Here is a 16,388-nt window from a genome sequence, read left to right on the forward strand (position 1 = left end):
TCCGGGCTGAGACTTCGGGCACCCTGCGCGGGTGGGCGGCGACATATTCGCGCTCGGTGTCGATGACCGACCCGTGACGTTTGCCTGCGTCTTAGGTATCGGCGTTGCCTGTCATTCTTAAGCAACGCGTGATGAACGGAAATGCCACTCGTCGGTTGCCAGGAACTAGGCGGGATACAGGATGTTGCGGGACAGGGGTGCAGCGATAGCCAGCCGCCATCTATTCGTAGAGCAATATAGGCACGTTATTCCGAGCCTATGCCAAATACTGCGGCCACCCTGGTGGAAGCCCTTTGGGATTCCACCCTACAAGGGCCTGCGCAGATCACAAATTCCCGTCCATCCGTAGGGTGGGTTAGCCGCAGGCGTAACCCACCGAGCGATATGGGCCATCACAACGAGGCCAAGCCGAATACGGTGGTCACCTCCCGGTGGAAGCCCTCTGGGATTTTGCCCTACAAGAGCCCTGCATAGCGGGTCAGGCTACAGCGGTCCCGGATCGGGAATTGGATCAGGTGGAGGTGCTTGTTCCTCCAGGTTTTCTCGAACGTCCTCTGGGACTTCTTTCAGAGGGCCATCTTGTTCAGGCGTCTCGCGTGGCTCGTTCATGAACGTTTCTCCGCTTGGCATCTCGGTCGCGTCTTTAACGTTAGTCCACATTGCCCGTCGGGGCTTTGCCATTGCCGAAGGTTTGCACGAACGTCATCGAAGGAGGTGGGGCCGGCGGTGACGGAGCGCGGCAGATCACCTTCTGGACATGCGATCGAACTTCACCAGCGTCTGCTTGCCCATAACTAGGTGTTTATCCGGTTGTACGATGACTTGAACGCTTAGGGCTGTTACATTGGTTCCTATGGCATTGGCTGGGTGCCGGCTTCAAGTTCGTACCAGACCCCGGACATGTACCTAAAACCCCGATAGGTAAAGGAGTAGAACAATGCAGATTTCCGGCAAGAATTTCATTGGTGGCGACCGCAGCAGCGAGAGCGGCAAGTTCGTATATAGCTACGACGCCACGACAGGTGAGAAGTTGTCCTATGACTTCGCTCAGGCGACGCCCGCGGAAGTGGATGCCGCTGCCCGCGCTGCTGAAGCCGCTTACCCTGCGTACCGCAGCCTGCCTGCTGCCAAGCGCGCCGAATTCCTTGAAGCCATCGCCGACGAGCTCGATGCGTTGGGTGATGATTTCACCGCACTCGTTACGCAAGAAACGGCGCTGCCCAATGCGCGTATCAAAGGTGAAACGGGCCGTACCAGTGGCCAGATGCGCCTGTTCGCCAAAGTCCTGCGTCGCGGCGATTTCTATGGCGCCCGTATCGATACCGCCATGCCGGATCGTAAGCCAATGCCGCGCGTCGATCTGCGCCAGTATCGTACGGCAGTAGGCCCAGTCGGCGTCTTTGGCGCGTCCAACTTTCCACTGGCATTCTCCACGGCGGGTGGCGATACCGCTGCTGCGCTGGCGGCAGGGTGTCCGGTCGTCTTCAAGGCCCACAGCGGCCACATGGCGACGGCTGAATGCGTGGCTAATGCCATCATCCGCGCCGCGGAAAAAACCGGCATGCCCAAGGGCGTGTTCAACATGATTTACGGCAGCGGTGTCGGCGAGAACCTCGTCAAACATCCGGCTATCCAGGCGGTTGGTTTCACTGGCTCGCTCAAAGGCGGTCGCGCACTGTGCGACATGGCCGCGGCACGCCCACAACCTATTCCGGTATTCGCCGAGATGTCGAGCATCAACCCGGTGCTGGTCCTGCCGGAAGCGCTGAAGGCGCGCGGCAGCGCCGTCGCTTCTGAGCTGGCGGCGTCGGTGGTCATGGGTTGCGGTCAGTTCTGTACCAACCCTGGTTTGGTCATCGGCATCCGTTCGCCGGAGTTCAGCACCTTCCTCGAAGGTCTGAGCGCCGCCATGGCGGACCAAGCCCCGCAAACCATGCTGAATGCTGGGACGCTGAAGAGCTACGAGAAAGGTCTCGCGGCCCTGAACGCCCATAGCGGCGTGAAGCACCTGGCAGGCCAGACCCAAGAGGGCAACCAGGCCAAACCGCAGCTGTTCAAGGCGGACGTGAGCCTGCTGTTGAACGGTGACGAGCTGCTGCAAGAAGAAGTCTTCGGCCCGACCACCATCGTCGTCGAAGTAGATGACAAGGCGCAGCTAATCCAGGCACTGCATGGTCTGCATGGCCAACTGACTACCACGCTGATTGCCGAATCTGGCGACTTCAGCACCTTTGCCGACATCGTGCCGGTCCTGGAGCAGAAGGCAGGTCGTTTGCTGGTCAACGGCTACCCAACAGGCGTGGAAGTGTGCGATGCGATGGTCCATGGTGGCCCTTATCCGGCGACCTCCGATTCGCGCGGTACCTCCGTCGGTACCTTGGCGATCGACCGCTTCTTGCGTCCGGTCTGCTACCAGAACTACCCGGATGCACTCCTGCCGGATGCCCTGAAAAACGCCAATCCGCTGGGTATTCAGCGTCTGGTGAACGGCGAGAAATCCACCGGCGCTCTGTAACACCGGTGCGGTAAAGAAAGCCCCTGGCCCGTTCGCGGGTCAGGGGCTTTTTACGTGGTGCGCAAGAAAAGAGCCGCGGGTTTTACCCGCCCTACAGAGCAGGGATGCGTAGGGGGTTGGAGCCGGTTGTTGTTAGCAGCGCTTTCCGCTGAGGGACTTTCTGCGGGGTTCGCAGGAGACAGCCGTGGCTTCGGAGCGCCTACGTGTAGGGCGAGTGAAAGCCGCGGCTCTTTTACTAGCCGAGTTCCTAAGGCTGCCGCCGGTGGAAGCGCACCGACGGGCTGTGATCCGCGTTGTGCTGGATGATTTCGACGGGTTCGCCGGCGTCGTTCAAGTGCAACTGACCGATGCCGGCGCCATTCCACAGCCGTTCGCCAGAGCGCGCTCGGTCGGGTACGCGGGGCACCACTTCGAGGTCGCGACGTTTCGTGAGCCAGTTCAGTGGCGACCAAGGGGCATACAGCCAGCGGTTCAGGCGATCGAACCAGTCCAGCAGTCGTCGCGGAAATTCGTTCTTTATGCCGCTGCTCGTGACCTGCCAGAGGTTTGGGCCGCGGTCCCGGTGACGCAGGTGAATGTCGTAGACGAATGAATAGTGCACGTCGCCGGACAGGATCACGTAGTTACCGGGTGTGCGGGAGTGGCGGAAGATATTCATCATGACCTGCGCGGCACCTCGGTGCGCCATCCAGTTCTCGGCATCGACCATCAGCGGGTTGCCGGTCCAGGTGAAGATGCGCTGTATCGCTTCGATGAGCTTTACGCCGAACATCGGCGCTGGCGAAACGATGACGGCGCTCTTTTGGTCCAGCAATGCCTGCTGAAGCTCCACAAGGGCTTCCCAATCCATGAGACCGGAAGGCCGATTGGGGTGAAATTCGCTACGCCAACGGCGCGTGCGCGTATCGAGCACGATCAGCGTTGGCGTCCCTTCCAAGTGGTAACCCCAGCGCTGGAAGCGGCTCAAGTTCTCAATCAAAGCGTCCAGCCTTTTGCCATCGACATAGTTACGCTGGTCGACGTTTTCCGCCATCTGCTGATATTCATCCAGCAGCTCGCCAAAGATGTTCGGTTGATTGCCCCAACCTTGGCATAGCAAATAGCCGATCAAGGCGTTGCCGACGATCTGCCGGGAAAATGGGTGACCGTAGGCGGTCATCTCCCACTGGGTTGACAGATTCCAGTCATCGCTGATGTCGTGGTCATCGAAGATCATCAACGTCGGGATGTGCGCGAGGGCGCGCGCCACGTTAGGCAGTCCGTCGCGAAAGGCCTCGATGCACGGCAGCTCTTGGCGGTAGCGCTCGGCGTTTTCCTCCGCGAGGGCCGGCATGTCCATGTCGATCAAGGTCCATGGCGTGGGCGACCAGACCAAGAGGTACATGGCGAAGACTTCGGCCAGCGTGACGAGGTGGTTATGGGCGCTGGAGCTCGTAAAGATCGGCTTCTCGGTACCGCCGAAAAAGCGTTCGCGCAGGTCACGGTTGGCCTTGATCGCAGGTAACAACTCTTCGCGCCTGTAGTAGGTCGCGGGATGGGCATAGAGGGCATCGCTGTCTGCGGTCGTCGCCTCATCCAGCGATTCACCGAACAGTTGCAGGCGCTCGATCAGGCGGTGGATGGCAACGAGCATCGGCCCGGCGACGTCATCCGCATAGATTTGATCGCCGGTCATCAGCAGAACCGCAGGGCGCTCGTGCGCGGCGGGCGCCGTGGCCAGCAGGTCATCCACCCGCGACAGGCCATCCCGCGAGGGGTGGTGCGGTTTGCGGCAGGAGCCATGCAGCAGGTTATCCAGCCGGCCTCGCAGTACGAAGTCCGGCCGTGCTTGGTTGGCATGACACAGATGTGGGGCCCACTGGGCGATGCCCTGCGTATGCTCGATGAGCAAGTCATAGGCGATCGGTTGATCGACAGGCAGCTCGCGTTCCAGCTCGACGTCGATCAGATGCAGGAAGGCATGGGTGCCCAGCGGTAGCACACGTAGCTGTGAGGCGGACAGCCGGTATTCGGCCGCATAGCCTTCACCTTGTAGCTGGAGCGTTAGCGACAGGTGCTCGGAACCCACCAGCCAGAGGCAAATTCGCTGGGCTTCAATTCGTCTGAGCAAAGGGCCGGCGAGTACGGCAGGTAAGTCATCTGGCAAAGCGTTGCGTGTCATGAGGTCTCAACGGTGTCGTTGCGTTAATGGTTACGCAACCGGAGAAAGAATCATCGACCACCCTAGGGGGGCGCCGTTCCGTATTCTGCCCCTGCAGAGCGCCGGTCGTTGAGCGATTTATGCCGTTATCGGCACCCTTGCATCGGCGCGTGTCGGACCGCTATCTATCGCCTAAGCTCTCCCATAGGTGGGATTTTTGAGTGTGGAAATGGGGAGCAGCACGTGGGACCGAAAGTAGGGTTGCGCTTCGCTTAAAGCTTGGGCATCGTTTCGCTTGGCAGCGGGTTCGGCGCTGGCTGCTTGGCGATCTGGATAGATCGCTTTCTATTCCGTCTGTGGGGCTATCGGGCACGTTGGTCTGAGTGGAGAGGGGGAGCCAATAGGCGATGGAATTTCCGCGCGCGTGCGAATTATTGAACATCTATTTCGAGCCATTCCGGGTGGACGTGCGCAAGGATGGCGCAGGGGCATTCCAAGCTGAGCTCAATGACCCTGTTAGCGGTGAAACCTTGCTAGCGGTGCGGGGCTTGCGCTGCCCACACAATCCATCCATGCAGCAGTTGCGCGGGCTTATCCGCTCGCTGGAGGAGGATCTGGCAGCGGTATCACCCCAATCCCTGGCAATGATCAAGCAATGCATGGAGTAACCGCGGTACTCGCGGTGCCGGCCTGAACTTCTGACCCTGCGCAGTAGCCTCATTTATGACAGGCCGTGAATAACGGCTACTTAAAAATGGGAGAAGCGCATGACTGATCACCACACGTACAAGAAGGTTGAGTTAGTAGGGTCGTCTACTACCAGCATCGAGGACGCCATCAACAATGCGTTGGCGGAAGCGGCCAAGAGCGTCGAGTTGATGGAGTGGTTCGAGGTGGCAGAGATGCGCGGTCACATTCAGAACGGCGCGGTCGCGCACTACCAAGTCACGCTAAAAGTAGGTTTTCGAATCGTAAACAGCTAAGACGCCGGGTGGGGACGGGGCCGTGATGGCCCCGACGACGTGGGATACGAACGAAGGAGTGTCGACGATGAAAAGACTATGTGTGTTGGTAGCGCTGATGGGCTTCGCATCTGCAGGTATGGCGCAGGTCAAACCTTGCGAAGAGCTGAAGCAGGAAATCGAGGCGAAGATCCAGGCCAACGGCGTTACGCAGTACACCTTGGAGATCGTCGAAAAGGGCCAGGAAGCCGGACTGCAAACCGTTGGAAGTTGCGACGGCGGGCAGCGCGTCATCGTCTATCAGCGCGGTTGATAGCAGAGCGCCCGGTATGAGCCGGGCATCGCTCTATTCGGCCATCAGATTCGGCAGCTGCTCTGCCAGCGCCTTCACGTCCAGCGGCGAGCGTATGAAGCCACGCTGCCTGCCGTCTGGCCCGATAACCGCGAGATTACCGCTGTGGTCCACGGTATAGCCGGGCTTCGATGTATCTGGCGGGATGAATGGGATGCTCACGCGGGACGCCAGGGTTTTGATCTGCTCCATGTCCCCGTTGAGGCCGATGAAGGTCGGATTGAAATAGGCGAGGTATTGCTTAAGCTGTTGGGGCGTATCTCGCTCCGGGTCAACCGTGACCAGCACCACGCGTAGACGCTCCTTGACCTCTGGTGCGAGCTGCTCGTCCAGCTGACGTAATTCGGCCAACGTCGTCGGGCATATATCTGGGCAGTAGGTATAGCCGAAGAACAACAGGCTCCACTTGTCGGTCAGCCCATCTAGTGCAAGGGGCTCTCCATCCTGATCAGTCATCTCCAACGAAGGCAGCTCGCGGCTCTGCGGCAGCAGAACAATTCCTGCGCTTAGCAGGCGCGAACGGTCCGCCTCGCCGTTGCCCGCGATGACTTGATAGACGATCGCGCCAATCAGAAGGAGCATCAGCGCGATCAAGGGAATGAGAAGTTTTTGGGTGCGGCTCATGAGAATCCAAGCGTTGGGCGTGGGAGGGCGCGCGCGGCACCTCGTTAGCGGTAAAGGTTAACCCATGAATGGCGACACGGCATGGGGCGCATTGTCACGCGGTGCCATGGCTCGTCGTCGTAGCGGCTGAATCATTTTTCAGCAGGCCGCGGATGTTGAGCGCCGCAAGGCATATTTGCAGGATGATCAGGGCATACGCGCTGGTGTGCCACCCCCACACCACCCACAGCAGGTTGCTCGCAAGAAAGCAGTAGAAGCCGACGAAGCGCCGCTTGCTCCGCAGCGATCCGACCATCCACGCTGCGGCGACGGTCGCCAGCATGGCAGGCCACTGCAGCCAATCGATGAAATCCAAAAGCGCACTCCTTCTTCGGGATACTTCTGTTTGGGGCGGCCCGAAGAGGAAGGGTTCAGGCGATACGCTCGGCGGTTGAGCCTGCCGAGGTATCGCTTCGTATAGAGGCGGTGCCCGCTAGCCTCCAGCGCGCGCTGCGCTGCCGATACGGCTGGTCGTGCGCATACGGCCTTCCAGGCGGCGTTTGAGTGCGCGTTCGCCCATCACCAGCTCACCACCACTGCGCTCCGCGGCGCGCCCCCAATCGTCCAGCAGCTCCATGCAGGAATGGTCGATGTAGTGCAGGTAGTCCATGGGCACATGAAGACGCGTATCGGGCTTGATCGACTCCAGCGTCTGGGCCAGTTTTGGAACCCGCAGGAAGGTTGCAGCACCGACAAGGCGAAGCTCGGCTTCCTTTTCGCTGTGCTGCACCACGCTGATCTTCAAGCGAGAGCTATGCCATGCCTGCTTCGCAAGCGTCAGAGCGAAGCCGATGAGAACACCCGTCAGTAGATCGGTGAAAACGATTGCCAGGGCGGTGGCTGCGTAAATGAACACCGGCATGCGACCGTAGCGGCCGAGGCTGCGGATCGCTTTGATATCCACCAATTTGATGCCGGTATAGACCAGAACCCCAGCGAGGCTGGCAACCGGGATGCTTTGCAGCACGCCTGGCAGTAGAAGAACAAACGCCAACAGCCAGGCCCCATGCAAGATGGTCGATGTGCGGGTTTTTGCGCCCGCTTGGACATTCGCAGAGCTGCGCACGATGACGCCCGTCATCGGCAACGCGCCCAGCGCCCCACACAGCATGTTGCCGAACCCTTGCGCCGATAGCTCGCGGTCGAAATTGGAGCGCTCACCGCTGTGCATACGGTCGACGGCCGCCGCTGAGAGCAATGTCTCAGCGCTGGCGATGAAGGCCAGCGCCAGTGCCGCCACGATAAGGGTAGGGTTCAGCAGTTGCGAAAGGGTTGCGGGGGTGACCCAGGCGATAGCGTCGCCAAGGTTCTCGGGCACTTCAACGCGGTTCACATTCAACGCCAGCCACAGACTGACAAGGGTCATCGCTGTAACGCCAATGAGTGCGCCAGGCAAAAAACGCATGTTCTGGGGACGCAGTTTGTCCCAAAGAAACATCAGTGCGATCGTGCCAAGGCCGATGAGCAATGCGTCGGCACCAAAGCCACCCCCGACGATGGGAAGCGCTTCGGCTACGGCACCCGGAAACGCGATCAGGTTATGCAGTCCCGACGCTTGAGGTGTGGCGTCGAGCATGACGTGCACCTGGGACAACACGATCAGGATGCCGATGCCGGCGAGCATTCCGTAGACGACCGCGGGCGCAGTGACGCGGAACCAGCAACCTAGTTTCAGCCAACCGGCCAGTAGTTGTATGGCCCCGGCAAGTAACAGAACTGGGCCAAGCATCTCGATCCCGTGCGTGCGAACCAGTTCGAACACGAGGACGGCAAGACCTGCCGCCGGGCCGCTGACCTGAAGGGGCGAACCGGCCATGAAACCTACGATCAAACCGCCAATGATTCCCGTGATCAGGCCTTTGGCCGGCTCTACGCCGGATGCGATGGCGATACCCATGCATAAGGGTAGAGCAACCAGGAACACGACCACGGATGCGAGCGCATCTCGTGGGAGCGCGGACTTGAAGTTTTCTTGCATGGCACGTTCTCCACAATACTTATTTTTGAGCGCGAACGAATCCGCGTTGCCGTGCGCGGGCGCTTGGCATCGTTGTCATCAGCGGTGGGAGTTTTATTGTTCAGCCAGTCGTCAACTTCAGCCGGCATTCAAAGCGAGGAGCAAAGAAGGTTGGCCTATCGGCCAACCGGAACTGCAGGGCAGAACTAATGCGTTATCAGTAGCGCGACTTCGGCGTTGCCATGGGCAGAGGGTTGGTACCGTCGATGGGACGGAAGCTACCGGCCTCCGCGTCGTACGCCTTGATCTGGCTGCTTTCGATGTCGTAGACCCAGCCGTGGATGAACAATTGGCCACTGGCCAGGCGCGACGCAACGGAAGGGTGCGTGCACAGGTGGTTCAACTGGGCCACGACGTTTTCTTCAGTCAACACGCCGAGCATGTCACTGCTGTTACACGCGGGGCAGTTATCGGCAACAACGGTACGAGCGACCTCCGCATGCCGGAGCCACGCTTTGACCGTGGGCATTTTTTCAAGGGGATCGGGGTTCAGTACCGCTTTCATCGCACCACAATCCGAGTGCCCGCAGATGATCACGTGTTTAACGCCCAGCGCCAGAACGGCGTACTCGATGGCAGTCGAAACCCCGCCGTTCATCTGGCCATAAGGCGGAACGACGTTGCCAACGTTACGGGTAACGAACAGGTCACCGGGTGAACTTTGCGTAATGAGCTCCGGGACGATCCGCGAGTCTGCACAGGTGATGAACATCGCGCGCGGCCGTTGCGCCCCGGCCAGTTTCTTGAAGAGCGCTTCTTGCTCTGGAAATACTTCATGACGGAACTTGAGAAATCCGTCGACGATAATCTGCATCGCCTCATCGGCGGTCTCGTGTTGTTCCGCGGCGAGATCTTCGGGAGTCGGCTGATTACCAGGCATGGTCTTTCCTCTCTAGTACGGGCAGTACGGCGCAATGACGTTCTCGCTGCCCTATGGATGTCGGTACGAAGTCAGGCTGCTCAATCACGTCCGGCACACGCTATCGCGCAAACCTTAAAACAAGCTGAATCGACACTCAGCAACTGACGTTATAGCCCAGCTCTAGTTCAGGGTTTTATGAATGTGCGCAACGGCGGTTATTTCGTGATGTTGCGACGCAGTTAACACACAAAACGACACATCACATTTTCGTAGGCGCGAATCCAGGCTGGTTTGCCAAGTAGAGCGGGAGGGGGGTGGCCTGCGGATCGCAGACCGAATCCAGAGCGGGAGGGCGTTCAAACCCTTTTTGATGGGCCGCGTTACGCGTGAAGGAAAAGAGTGAAAAAGGCTGTATCGACATACGATCGCACATCGATACAGCCCGAAGCGTCACTGCGAACCGATCGTCTGATAGGCCGGGGCGTCTTTACCGGCCCATTCGCGTTGGCCATTCCATTGCGGACCGGTTGGCCCCGAGGATCCACTGGTCGCCTGTCCCGCACTGCTGCGGTTGGTCGCCGGTGTTGTTGCCGTCGGTGCACTGGCCACTGGCTGCGCGGTTGGCACTTCCGCGTTCGCGTCATTGGAAGCAGGTGGCGTTTCTGTCGAGTCGTTAGGTACCGAAGGGGCAGTGACGACGGGCGTTGCCGGCTTAGATGAGGAAATCGGTTGTGCAGGCGAGGTTGAGGCCGGTGTTTCCGGTTTGCCTGGGTTGGTCGGGTTGACCGGTCCAGATGTTTCCTTGCCGCTGTCGGTGCCCTTGTCCGCCACTTTCTTCGGGCCAATCGCCGAGCATCCGCCCGTGCCGAGGTATTTCTTCATGATCAGCCACTGCGGCTTATCCTTGCCGTCCTTCTCTGGCTCGATCGATACCGGGTAATTCTTACCCCAGTACTCGCCTGCCGCCCAGTAGCTGACGGGGATACAGTTCTGTTGCAAATACGTAAGGGTGTTTTCCAGGATCTCCAACCAGCGCGGATGATCGCCTGGCAGCCCGAACTCACCGATATGGCCACGCTTACCGTTGCGCTCCAGCCATTCTACGAACGGCTTCAAACGGTTAACGCCCACCATTGGGTCTGGCATGTAGCTGCCTTCGCCGATGGCTTCCTTGTACAGGCCCGACGAGTTCTGATCGACGTACATGTGAGCGGAATACACGATGTTGTCCGACGGATCCTTGAGGTTCAGCAGATCATCGTTGTATTTGGGCCAATGGTACGCCGAGGAGTAGCGACGTCCCTCGATGTACAGCGTGTTCTTCCGATCGTATTTTCGGATCGCGTCGATACCGGTCTGCGCCATCTCGAACCAGTACTTGTCAGCACCGCCGTGTGGCTCGTTCATGATGTCGTAGGCATAGACGGCCGGGTTGTTACCCCAGCGTAGCGCGATGCGTTCCATGAGGTTGCGGTAAGCATCCATAGGAACTTTGTCGCCGACGATGTCGCCGTAGTAGCGCCCGTAGTTGTGGATGTCCAAGAGGACGTGAATGCCATTGGCGCCGGCTTGATCCAGCGCTTTGTCGATGAGCGCGGCATACCCCGGATCGAACTCTCCCATGGCTTTAGGCTGCAGGCGTTCCCATTTGAAGGAAAAACGAACGGTCTTGATGCCGCGGTCACTCCACTTGGCGAAATAACCATCCTTCGGAAAGAAGAAATTCGTACCCACCTTGCCTGGCAGCACATGGCCGGCGAAACCGGCTCCGGCGACGTTAATGCTGATGAGTTGAGGTGGCGCTTCCTGAGCCACGGCAGGTATCGCCATGAGTAGGCCGAGGCTGATGCCGAGGCGTTTGACTAGATTCATTTGGCTCTCCGATGCCTTAGACGTGCGAGTGTAGGGACAGCGACCTCATCTAATAGGTGCGGTTCCTGAAAGCGGCAGCGTTTTGTCCAATTGCGATACAGCCCACAAGCGAGGTGCTAGACGTGTCACGTAACCCGTGGGGACGATAGCGGCGCATTGAGAGCGGGCCAATCATGGCTAAATGCAATCGCAACTGGAGCACTTCGAGGAATTAGTGCTGGAAAGATCGTTATCAAAGGCACGCGGAGCGTCACAGGACAACGACTAGCAGAACGGTCATTGGATGTTCGTCAATGGTTTGCGGACGTTGTCCATTGCGAGATAGACGTGGCGTCAAAGCGGTGGCAGGGGTGTCTCAATCTGCAATTGCACCGGTCGTCGATCGGACCTGCGGTGCGGCCAAATTCGTTATCCGCGTCCAACCTTCTGCGCTCGTCTGAACTTTTTATTGAACGGCCCGTCAGAAACACTGAATGGCTTAACAGCCCTTCGATGCTCCTTTTGCTGTGTTTAGTGTTGGCAGATATCTGGACTCGTTCTAGCGGTCCGGACTTGAACCCCGAGCCTCTCCCCTCCCCATACGAAGCTCGGGGTTTTTTTTGTCCAAAGAAAGCTGCCTGGAGCAGCCAGGCGTAAAACGAGCCGCTAAGCCGGTGAGTCCGGCTCCGCCGCGAGCGCGAGCCATTCGGCTAGGACCGCTTGGGCTTCTTCGATGCCTTGACGTTTGGGCGCCGAGAAGAGCTGGATGCTGGCCACATCGCCCCACTGCTGCCGTAACGACTTCTGCACATTCAACAAAGCGTTCTTCGCCGCACCGTAGGCGAGTTTGTCGGCTTTGGTCAGCAGGATATGGAGCGGCATCTGGCTCGCCCGCGCCCAGTCAAGCATCATCTGGTCGAACTCGGTCAGCGGGTGGCGGATATCCATCATGAGGATCACGCCGGACAAGCTGCGCCGGCTTCCCAGATACGCTTCCAGGTGGTTCTGCCAATGCTGCTTGAGTGGAATGGGTACCTTCGCGTAGCCGTAACCAGGAAGGTCGACTAGACGGCGTTCGTCATCCAGGCGAAAGAAGTTCAGCAGTTGGGTGCGACCTGGCGTCTTGGACGTGCGGGCGAGGTTGGCATGCGTCAGCGTGTTCAGCGCACTGGATTTACCTGCGTTCGAGCGGCCCGCGAAGGCAACCTCGAAGCCGTCGTCTTCTGGACACTGGTCCACTTTCGCGGCGCTGATGAGGAAGGAAGCCTGCTGGCACAGCCCGATGATCGGATTCTTGAATGACATGTACGTCCGTTTCCCGCTCGTATCCGCAAAATGGCCGGCATTATAGATGCCTTGACCATGACTTCGGTCACTCGTCGTCGCGTTGGGCCCGTTTGACGGTGAAAGATAAAAGCTTTGTAAACATCGACGTTACGACGGTTAGCGTCGCTACAATGCGTCCAGACCGCGGAGCTTACGCTTGCGCGCCGTTGGGCGCGAAACGCGATGTCCCCGGACTCTAGAAACCGTACGCGTTGTCGATACGGAATGTACTCATACAGGAGAGCCAAATGCGTAATCTGCTACTCGGTGCGGTCGTCGCCGCTCTAAGCCTTATCGGCGCACCCACGTTTGCCGCCGACATCCAAGCCGGCAAGGAATACGTCGAACTGAGCAATCCGGTACCCACGGCCGAGCCGAACAAGGTCGAGGTCGTTGAAATCTTCTGGTATGGCTGCCCGCACTGCTACGCGTTTGAGCCCACGATCAATCCCTGGATCGAGAAACTGCCTGAAGACGTGAATTTCGTACGCATCCCAGCCATGTTCGGCGGGATCTGGGACGTCCACGGGCAGATGTTCATTACCCTCGAAGCCATGAATGTCGAGCACAAAGTTCATACCGCGATCTTCGATGCGATCCATAACCAGCGCAAAAAGTTGGCGACCCCCGAAGAAATGGCGGATTTCGTGGCGGAGCAGGGCGTCGATCGCGATGCGTTCCTCAAGACCTACAATTCCTTTGGCGTGAAGAGCCGCGTCGAGAAGGACAAGAAATTGGCTGAGGCGTACCAGATCGAAGGCGTGCCGGTGATGATCGTGAACGGCAAGTACCGTTTTGACCTGGGCACTGCAGGTGGCCCTGAGAACGCGCTGAAGGTCGCCGACCAACTCATCGAGAAGGAGCGCGCCGCCGAGTAAGCGGCGCGATTGCCATGCTGCGTCGATGGACTTCCGAACGGCGGGTCGCAGTCTGCGATCCGCGCGTCAATCCCGCTTGTACACATCATGGGCTCCCGGCTGACGGCACGCTTCGGCTATTGAGCTTCAACATCCAGGTCGGCAACAGCACCTTGGGTTACCACCATTACCTCACGCGCGGCTGGCAGCACCTCTTGCCGCACCGTGGTCGTGGCGCGAACCTGCAACGCATCGGGCAGATTCTCGCGGACTACGACCTGGTTGCCCTGCAGGAAGCGGATGGCGGCAGCCTGCGCTCGAGTTACGTCAATCAGGTCGAGCAACTGGCGCGGCTCGGGGCGTTTCCGTATTGGTATCAACAGCTCAATCGGAATCTCGGTAAATTCGCACAGCACAGCAATGGCGTGCTAAGCCGATTGCAGCCGACAGCCTTGGAAGATCATCCGCTGCCGGGTCCGCCTGGGCGAGGGGCGATCCTCATGCGTTTCGGCGAGGGCAGCGATGCACTGGTCGTCGTCATGATGCATTTGGCGCTTGGCGCGAAAACCCGTGCCTTGCAGCTGGGATACATCCGGGAGCTGATTGGGGGTTACCGCCATCAGGTGCTGATGGGGGACATGAACACCCATGCCAATGACCTGCTGGAGCGGTCTGCGTTGCGCGATCTCGGGCTGCTAGCGCCCCAGATACAGCCCACGTTCCCAAGCTGGCGGCCGCAGCGTTGCCTGGACCACATTCTTATCAGCCCTGAGCTGACGCTTGGTAACGTTGGTGTATTGCCGTTACCGGTTTCCGATCATCTCCCAGTGGCTGTGGAGATTCGGCTTCCTGATAGTCATCGAACCGATCCCAACCTCCCCGTACCCGCTCAGTCGTGAATTATGAGTGACGAACAGCGCTGGAAAACGAAGTACCTTGAAAGTCTCGAGCAGCAGGAAGTGTTCGAACAGCGCTGGGAAACGCGCCTGGACCTGCTGCGCCGTGGCTTGGTCCGGAGCAGCCTTGCAGCAGAAGGAAGCGACAAGGCGGTTGATCAGTGCATGAAGGAGCTGCGCAATGTCGTGCGCAGCGACAACATGGATGCGGCGTTATCAGCGCTGATCCCGCGGCTGGAAAAGGCGGTGCTCGATTCCGAGCAGCGTCGTCAGCAACGCGCGGAGATGATCGCGCAGTCCCTGGGCTCGCTCGCCAGTCGGTTGCAGCAGATGCAACTGCCCCGCGAGGTGAACAAACCGCTCAAGGCGTTCGCCAAGCAGGTGAACGGCAGTGCTATCCAAAGCAGTGAGCTTCCGGCCCTGCTGGCCGAGTTGAATCGATTGCAGGCCCAGGCCCTGGACGTCATCGGCGGGGAACCCAGCAGCCGTTCTGGGTTTTTACAAAGGCTGTTCGGCGGCGGTGAGGGTGCGGTTCCCGCAACGCCTGCGACGACAATCCATGCCGAGCATCCGGATGCCGTCTCGCAGCCCGGCGAGCCGTTAGGGCCTGACCGCGCGGACTCCCGTCCCGAAGTTGCCAGTGAACCTGAATTGCGGGCGACGCCAGCATTGCAGCCCGATCGCGATACGGCGCCAGTGATTGATCCTGATGCGCCCGAACTGGCGGCTACCAATGCGGCGCCGATTGCATCGGAGCCTTACATCGAGACGCTTAGCGAGCCCGCGCCCACCACGGAAGGGGCCGAGCCGTCACTCGAGGCGTTGCCGGAGGGACGTTATGCCCTGCCGCAGCCTCCCGAGCCGGGCTATAGCGCCGTGGCCCCGCATATTGCCGCGAGCCTGAATCGTCTGCTGGACGAGCTTTCGCTTCCACAGAGCTTTACCCCCCAGGCCGAGTCGCTGAAAACGCGGCTGCAAGGTGGGCTGAACTGGTACGAGCTGGTCCCGTTGCTGGACGATCTAGGCGTGCTGGTATTGGCGGTGAGCGGCGATAGCGATCACGCCTTCGCCCGCTACCTGGCGGAATTGAGCCAGCGCCTGGCCGCGTTCGTCGGTGGTCTTAACCAGGCGAAAAGTGATTACAACGAGTCGATCAGCGACGCCCGCGTGTTGGATGACGAGCTTCGCGGGCATGTCACCGGGTTGCAGGCGGATGTGCAGGACGCTGTCGACCTCGAATCCTTGAAGCGCACCGTGGACAGCCGCCTGGATGGCCTGCTGGCCACGATGAGCGACTTCCAGCAGCGTAATAACCAGCGTGAGCAGGAGGTCAGCGAGCGGCTGGAGGCGCTGGTGGCGCGCGTTGCGGTGATGGAGCAGGAAGCCCACGGTGCACAACAGCACCTCGAAGAGCAACGTATGAAGGCACTGACCGATGCGCTGACGGGCTTACCCAATCGTGCCTCGTGGGCTGAGCGAGCACAGCTGGAGGAGGCGCGTTGGCAGCGTTACGGTGGCGATTTGTTGCTGGTTGTGTTGGACATCGACCACTTCAAGCGGATCAATGACGAATACGGGCACCTGGCAGGTGACAAGGTGCTGAAGATCATCGGGCAGGAGTTACAAAAGCGTCTGCGCAAGACCGACTTCATCGCCCGGTTTGGCGGTGAGGAATTCGCGCTGCTATTGCCTGAAACGTCGCTGGCGGCCGGCCAGCAGCTGTTGGACGATCTACGCGGCAAGATTGCAGCCTGTCCGTTTCACTTCAAAGGCCAGCCCGTCAGCATCACCTTTTCCGCGGGTGTCGTGGCGTTCGAAGGCGAGGATTCAGCCGAGGCTGCGTTCGATCGTGCAGACCAGGCGCTCTATCGGGCGAAACGTGCCGGGCGTAACCGGGTCGAGAGGGGCTGAATGGCTATTCGGTGCGGCTGAGGCGAGGACGCCCTG

14 protein-coding genes are annotated in these 16,388 nt (G+C 59.5%); 7 read left to right on the forward strand and 7 right to left on the reverse strand.

The annotated features are described in order from the left end of the window. Positions 1 to 937 precede the first annotated feature (937 nt). Positions 938 to 2,515, forward strand: a complete 1,578-nt coding sequence (locus tag IEY47_RS11095; protein ID WP_188983289.1) for an aldehyde dehydrogenase (NADP(+)) — start codon at positions 938 to 940, stop codon at positions 2,513 to 2,515. 247 nt (positions 2,516 to 2,762) lie between these two features. On the opposite strand, the gene IEY47_RS11100 is transcribed toward IEY47_RS11095, so the two are convergent. Then, positions 2,763 to 4,676: an alkaline phosphatase D family protein gene (locus tag IEY47_RS11100; protein WP_188983290.1), complete on the reverse strand. Its 1,914-nt coding sequence runs from the start codon at positions 4,674 to 4,676 to the stop codon at positions 2,763 to 2,765. 386 nt (positions 4,677 to 5,062) lie between these two features. On the opposite strand from IEY47_RS11100, the gene IEY47_RS11105 reads away from it, so the two are divergent. From IEY47_RS11105 to IEY47_RS11115, 3 genes are all read left to right on the forward strand, one after another. Next, positions 5,063 to 5,323, forward strand: coding sequence for a DUF1652 domain-containing protein (locus IEY47_RS11105; protein ID WP_188983291.1), 261 nt, complete (start codon positions 5,063 to 5,065; stop codon positions 5,321 to 5,323). Between the two features lie 99 nt (positions 5,324 to 5,422). Beyond that, a complete protein-coding gene (locus tag IEY47_RS11110; protein ID WP_188983292.1) occupies positions 5,423 to 5,638 on the forward strand; it encodes a dodecin in 216 nt (71 codons plus the stop codon). Between the two features lie 67 nt (positions 5,639 to 5,705). Beyond that, on the forward strand, positions 5,706 to 5,930 hold the full coding sequence (locus tag IEY47_RS11115) for a DUF1161 domain-containing protein (RefSeq protein WP_188983293.1): 225 nt from the start codon (positions 5,706 to 5,708) through the stop codon (positions 5,928 to 5,930). Positions 5,931 to 5,963: 33 nt separating this feature from the next. On the opposite strand, the gene IEY47_RS11120 is transcribed toward IEY47_RS11115, so the two are convergent. From IEY47_RS11120 to yihA, 6 genes are all read right to left on the reverse strand, one after another. Continuing rightward, entirely contained in the window at positions 5,964 to 6,593 is a 630-nt protein-coding gene (locus IEY47_RS11120; RefSeq protein ID WP_188983294.1) for an SCO family protein, read from the reverse strand. Positions 6,594 to 6,687: 94 nt separating this feature from the next. Next, positions 6,688 to 6,915, reverse strand: a complete 228-nt coding sequence (locus IEY47_RS11125; protein WP_373293568.1) for a hypothetical protein — start codon at positions 6,913 to 6,915, stop codon at positions 6,688 to 6,690. A gap of 150 nt (positions 6,916 to 7,065) precedes the next feature. Further along, positions 7,066 to 8,610, reverse strand: coding sequence for a SulP family inorganic anion transporter (locus tag IEY47_RS11130; protein WP_188983296.1), 1,545 nt, complete (start codon positions 8,608 to 8,610; stop codon positions 7,066 to 7,068). Between the two features lie 196 nt (positions 8,611 to 8,806). Then, complete coding sequence (locus tag IEY47_RS11135) at positions 8,807 to 9,529, reverse strand: carbonic anhydrase (protein ID WP_188983297.1); 723 nt, start codon at positions 9,527 to 9,529, stop codon at positions 8,807 to 8,809. Positions 9,530 to 9,961: 432 nt separating this feature from the next. Then, positions 9,962 to 11,383 carry a glycoside hydrolase family 5 protein gene (locus IEY47_RS11140; RefSeq protein ID WP_188983298.1) on the reverse strand — a complete coding sequence of 474 codons (1,422 nt, stop codon included), beginning with the start codon at positions 11,381 to 11,383 and terminating at the stop codon, positions 9,962 to 9,964. Between the two features lie 645 nt (positions 11,384 to 12,028). Next, a complete protein-coding gene (yihA, locus tag IEY47_RS11145; RefSeq protein ID WP_188983299.1) occupies positions 12,029 to 12,667 on the reverse strand; it encodes a ribosome biogenesis GTP-binding protein YihA/YsxC in 639 nt (212 codons plus the stop codon). 269 nt (positions 12,668 to 12,936) lie between these two features. Between yihA and IEY47_RS11150 the strand changes: the two genes are divergently transcribed. Genes IEY47_RS11150 through IEY47_RS11160 form a run of 3 tightly spaced genes read left to right on the forward strand, consistent with a single transcriptional unit; the run spans position 12,937 to position 16,352 of the window. Next, complete coding sequence (locus tag IEY47_RS11150) at positions 12,937 to 13,566, forward strand: thiol:disulfide interchange protein DsbA/DsbL (RefSeq protein WP_188983300.1); 630 nt, start codon at positions 12,937 to 12,939, stop codon at positions 13,564 to 13,566. Between the two features lie 14 nt (positions 13,567 to 13,580). Next, positions 13,581 to 14,444, forward strand: coding sequence for an endonuclease/exonuclease/phosphatase family protein (locus IEY47_RS11155; RefSeq protein WP_188983301.1), 864 nt, complete (start codon positions 13,581 to 13,583; stop codon positions 14,442 to 14,444). Between the two features lie 3 nt (positions 14,445 to 14,447). After that, positions 14,448 to 16,352: a GGDEF domain-containing protein gene (locus tag IEY47_RS11160; RefSeq protein WP_188983302.1), complete on the forward strand. Its 1,905-nt coding sequence runs from the start codon at positions 14,448 to 14,450 to the stop codon at positions 16,350 to 16,352. Positions 16,353 to 16,388 lie beyond the last annotated feature (36 nt).

The sequence above is a fragment of the Pseudomonas matsuisoli genome, assembly GCF_014647635.1.
In the GTDB taxonomy this organism is placed as follows: domain Bacteria; phylum Pseudomonadota; class Gammaproteobacteria; order Pseudomonadales; family Pseudomonadaceae; genus Pseudomonas_P; species Pseudomonas_P matsuisoli.

Coding starts and splice junctions, on each gene's coding strand:
- IEY47_RS11115 (WP_188983293.1), top strand. CDS start 5,706: ATGAAAAGACTATGTGTGTTGGTAGCGCTGATGGGCTTCGCATCTGCA.
- IEY47_RS11110 (WP_188983292.1), top strand. CDS start 5,423: ATGACTGATCACCACACGTACAAGAAGGTTGAGTTAGTAGGGTCGTCT.
- IEY47_RS11140 (WP_188983298.1), bottom strand. CDS start 11,383: ATGAATCTAGTCAAACGCCTCGGCATCAGCCTCGGCCTACTCATGGCG.
- yihA (WP_188983299.1), bottom strand. CDS start 12,667: ATGTCATTCAAGAATCCGATCATCGGGCTGTGCCAGCAGGCTTCCTTC.
- IEY47_RS11095 (WP_188983289.1), top strand. CDS start 938: ATGCAGATTTCCGGCAAGAATTTCATTGGTGGCGACCGCAGCAGCGAG.
- IEY47_RS11135 (WP_188983297.1), bottom strand. CDS start 9,529: ATGCCTGGTAATCAGCCGACTCCCGAAGATCTCGCCGCGGAACAACAC.
- IEY47_RS11155 (WP_188983301.1), top strand. CDS start 13,581: ATGCTGCGTCGATGGACTTCCGAACGGCGGGTCGCAGTCTGCGATCCG.
- IEY47_RS11150 (WP_188983300.1), top strand. CDS start 12,937: ATGCGTAATCTGCTACTCGGTGCGGTCGTCGCCGCTCTAAGCCTTATC.
- IEY47_RS11160 (WP_188983302.1), top strand. CDS start 14,448: ATGAGTGACGAACAGCGCTGGAAAACGAAGTACCTTGAAAGTCTCGAG.
- IEY47_RS11125 (WP_373293568.1), bottom strand. CDS start 6,915: ATGCTGGCGACCGTCGCCGCAGCGTGGATGGTCGGATCGCTGCGGAGC.
- IEY47_RS11130 (WP_188983296.1), bottom strand. CDS start 8,610: ATGCAAGAAAACTTCAAGTCCGCGCTCCCACGAGATGCGCTCGCATCC.
- IEY47_RS11105 (WP_188983291.1), top strand. CDS start 5,063: ATGGAATTTCCGCGCGCGTGCGAATTATTGAACATCTATTTCGAGCCA.
- IEY47_RS11120 (WP_188983294.1), bottom strand. CDS start 6,593: ATGAGCCGCACCCAAAAACTTCTCATTCCCTTGATCGCGCTGATGCTC.
- IEY47_RS11100 (WP_188983290.1), bottom strand. CDS start 4,676: ATGACACGCAACGCTTTGCCAGATGACTTACCTGCCGTACTCGCCGGC.